The following is a 3,321-nucleotide window of genomic DNA, read 5'->3' as shown; positions in this document are numbered from 1 at the left end:
CTCACCGCAAAGGAAAAAGGTGCCGTACACCACATCATCGATTTCGGACAAACCCCGGTTCGGCTGCAGTGGGATGACCTTCCCTTCATCATTGAGGACAAGGCAGACGTTTTCCTTGGGCCAGGGCCGGATAACATCGATCATTCCCCCGACCACCGCCTGTTCCGCTTCCAATGTGTTTTCGATTGTGGCTTTGCGGGTATACCTTCCCGGTTCCACAAGGACGACGCGCATCTTGTTCGATTTACTCATGTCGATCCTCCCAATCCTCCCGCGGTTCGAGTTGCGGGTCGTTTTCTTCTTCCAGCCGGTTTTTGCGGCGGCGTGCCACCAGCAGCGCGATGAATCCGGCTGCCGCAGCCGCCGTTGCGATTACCATCGCCAGCAGCGGCGTGCTGTCGCCGGTCTGCGGCACATGGGCAACGGGTGCCGGCGTGGGCGTTGCCGTGACCGTGACGGTCGTGGTGGGCGTAGGCGTCGGGGTGGGTTGCGGCTGGGCCGCGTCAACCATCGTGACCGATGCACCATCGACTATGTGCCAGCTGTCTGCGGCGGTCGCGCGGGTGAATACCACGATATGGCCTTCCGCGTCCCGCTCCACCTTGAACTGGATATCGGACGCAACCAGATAAACCAAGGCGGTGAGCGAATATGTGCCGGTTTGGCTGAAAAAGGACAGGTTTACCCATTTAAATTTCCGCTTTTGCTTTATCAGAAATTTGAAATTCAAAGACGGAACTATCATTTAAAAAGTTCACATGCGCTCTACAAGAAAGCCGGAGGTACTCATATATTTATTTTACTTGTATTTTACGGATAATTAACTCCGGTTATATGGAAAACCAAATGCATCAAATGTATAATAGAAATATGGAGTGGATTGCCTATGCTTTTTGCCCTATATGATTTCCTGGCATATTGCCTGTATAGCATCAGCCGGTTTTCCGGAGGAAGTGCGTTGCTTTGCGCCGCTTTTTCTGAAAAACCGGCTGTTTTCGTTATGAAGAGAATCAAATTTCTGTAATGAAAAGGAGAAAACGCCATGCAAAAAACGTATATTCTGGATACCAATGTTCTGATCCAGGCGCCCTATGCCCTCCAATCCTTTGAGGACAACCATCTTGTTTTACCTCTTGCCGTCCTGGAGGAACTGGATGGATTGAAAAATGCAGAGGGGGAAAGGGGCGCCAATGCGCGGCAGGTCATCCGGTATCTGGAATCGCTGCGCACGGCGGGAAACCTGCTGGAAGGCGTCCCCCTGCCCGGCGGCGGCACGCTGCGCCTGGAGGTCAACTGCGTGGACGTGAAGCTGCCGGAAGGCTTCCCGGATCATAAAAACGACAACCGGATTTTAAAAGTCTGCCTTGGCCTGCAAAACAGGAAAACGCCGGTTATCCTGGTGACAAAGGACATTGTGGTGCGCGTCAAGGCACAGATGCTGGGGATTCAGGCGGAGGATTTCACCACCGAGCAGGCGCCTGTCAGCGGGGAGCAGTATACCGGCCGGTGCGAGGTATTTGTAGCGGAAAAGAAATTCGAGGACTTTAAAAAAAAGCATATTACGCCGGAGGATGTATATCAGGTGGACGAAGCCGGTGAAAAGCTTCCTGTGACGCTCATGCCCAATCAGTTCGTCATCCTCAAAGCGGACCAATCCGCCAGGAAAACCCAGCTCGGCCGTTTTGACGGGAAGAAAATCGTTCCGCTCTCTTTTCATAAGAAAAAGCCCTACGGTGTTTCCCCAAGAAATATCGGCCAAAAATTCTTACAGGAGGCCTTGATGGCCGATGCGGAGGGAGCGCCGCTGGTGATCGTAAAGGGGATGGCCGGCACAGCCAAAACCTTCTACACCTTGGCGGTCGGCCTGCACGCCATGCTGGAACAGGAGGAACCGGCTTACCGGCGCATTTTGATCAGCCGCCCCAACGCCCAGTTTGACGATGACATCGGCTTCCTTCCTGGAGATGAATCGGAAAAAATCGCCCCGTTGCTCCGACCGGTCGTCGACAATCTGGAGCTCCTGGTGGATCAAAATGAAAAGGAACGGTTTGCCGACGAGCGCAGCCTTTCCGGAAAAGTAGAGGAGTTGTTCGACCGGGGCATTGTGGATGCCCAGGCCCTTAACTTCATCCGTGGCCGGTCGATTTCCAAAACCTATCTGGTCATTGACGAGGCGCAGAACCTGACGCCCAAGCAGGCCAAGGGGATCATCACCCGTGCCGGGATGGGTACGAAAATCATCCTGTTGGGCGACCCGCAGCAGATTGACCATCCCCTTTTGGACGAACGCACCAACGGCTTGAGCTACGCAGCGGAAAAAATGAAGGGCAGTCCGCTGTGCTGGCAGGTCACCATGTCCGCCGAAGAGTGTGAGCGTTCCGCACTGGCTATGGATGCGGTAAAAAGGATGTAAATGGATTGGATTTTATATATGCACAGGAAAGGTTGTTAGCGATATGAAGGGAAACCGTTCTTTTCAGGAGACCATCGCACGGATAAGGCAAAAGCTCAGGAGCAGCCGGAAACGATGTATCGGCGTACTGCTGATCCTGCTCGGTATTGTTTTGGGGATTGTTTCCAGGGCGGCGGGCGGATCTCCGTCCCAGGATTTCACCTCCGGTATCCTCATGGGTCTCTCGGCCGGCATCCTTCTTGTTGGGATTCTTGCAGTCCTGCTGTCCTTCATCCGGAGGCGATGATATACTGGATAAAGCTTCCAACCTGCCGAAGCTTCATGCCGAGGCGTCGGACGAGGACGATCCTATGAGCGCCCAGGTGGTATGAGATTTTGTAGATGCCGTGAACCGCTTTGAAAAGAAAATTCACGGCCTAAAGCTGAGCAAAAACGTCGCCATCCAGACTGCGCCGCAGATCCGGTTGATCCAGAGCAACGATAAAATGCCGGCAGATAAAATTCAAATGGCGGCTCTCAGCACCGTTCCACTGTGGGAAAGCCAGATCAAGATCGCTCTGGGACTGCACCGGCAGGAGGGCCGCGCTGCCCGCCAGAGTGCGGAAGCGGACCTCCTGAGGATCGAGCGGCAGCTTAAAAAGGCGCTACTTGAAGCTGCGCAGCAGTAATAGACAAAATGGCAAAATCCCTTTCAGGTTGCAAAACTGACTGCTCAGCACAACCTGAAAAGGGATTTTATGTTTTTGCTGTGTGTGTAGCAGGATAAGCTTATTCACAGGTAAGCAGCGTAAATTGGGTGGAATTTTTATTTTATCCTTTTTCGTGCTCACAAACTTCGGTCGGTTGGGGAGCCTTTATCTGTCTAAAAACCAGAATCCCCTTGGAAGAAGGTGTAATAGAACAAGAAA

General features: G+C 53.0%; 4 protein-coding genes and 1 pseudogene. 3 read left to right on the top strand and 2 right to left on the bottom strand.

Features of this window, described 5'->3' with window-relative positions; translation table 11 throughout:
• Positions 1-252, bottom strand: a 252-nt coding sequence (locus H6B10_RS13450) for a DUF3846 domain-containing protein (protein ID WP_204652075.1), incomplete at its 3' end; no start/stop codon positions are given.
• Complete coding sequence (locus H6B10_RS13445; protein WP_204648819.1) at positions 245-730, bottom strand: LPXTG cell wall anchor domain-containing protein; 486 nt, start codon at positions 728-730, stop codon at positions 245-247. The genes H6B10_RS13445 and H6B10_RS13450, both read right to left, overlap by 8 nt.
• Positions 731-1,042: 312 nt before the next feature.
• Between H6B10_RS13445 and H6B10_RS13440 the strand changes: the two genes are divergently transcribed.
• The 3 genes and pseudogenes from H6B10_RS13440 to H6B10_RS13430 form a co-directional block, all read left to right on the top strand.
• A complete protein-coding gene (locus H6B10_RS13440) occupies positions 1,043-2,413 on the top strand; it encodes a PhoH family protein (protein WP_204648818.1) in 1,371 nt (456 codons plus the stop codon).
• Positions 2,414-2,456: 43 nt separating this feature from the next.
• Positions 2,457-2,699 (top strand): Ac45/VOA1 transmembrane domain-containing protein, encoded by a 243-nt coding sequence (locus tag H6B10_RS13435; protein ID WP_087182775.1) that lies wholly within the window; start codon positions 2,457-2,459, stop codon positions 2,697-2,699.
• Positions 2,700-2,796: 97 nt separating this feature from the next.
• A pseudogene (locus H6B10_RS13430) lies at positions 2,797-3,081 on the top strand (toxic anion resistance protein); the annotation flags it as partial.
• Positions 3,082-3,321 lie beyond the last annotated feature (240 nt).

Origin of the sequence: Gemmiger formicilis (genome assembly GCF_016901605.1) — a bacterium.
In the GTDB taxonomy this organism is placed as follows: domain Bacteria; phylum Bacillota; class Clostridia; order Oscillospirales; family Ruminococcaceae; genus Gemmiger; species Gemmiger formicilis_B.
Note: the sequence above shows the minus strand (reverse complement) of the source record. Positions and strands in the feature narration are given on the sequence as shown.

What these genes read in the sequence shown, in the direction of transcription:
- H6B10_RS13440 (WP_204648818.1), top strand. Translation starts at nt 1,043, where the DNA reads ATGCAAAAAACGTATATTCTGGATACCAATGTTCTGATCCAGGCGCCC.
- H6B10_RS13435 (WP_087182775.1), top strand. Translation starts at nt 2,457, where the DNA reads ATGAAGGGAAACCGTTCTTTTCAGGAGACCATCGCACGGATAAGGCAA.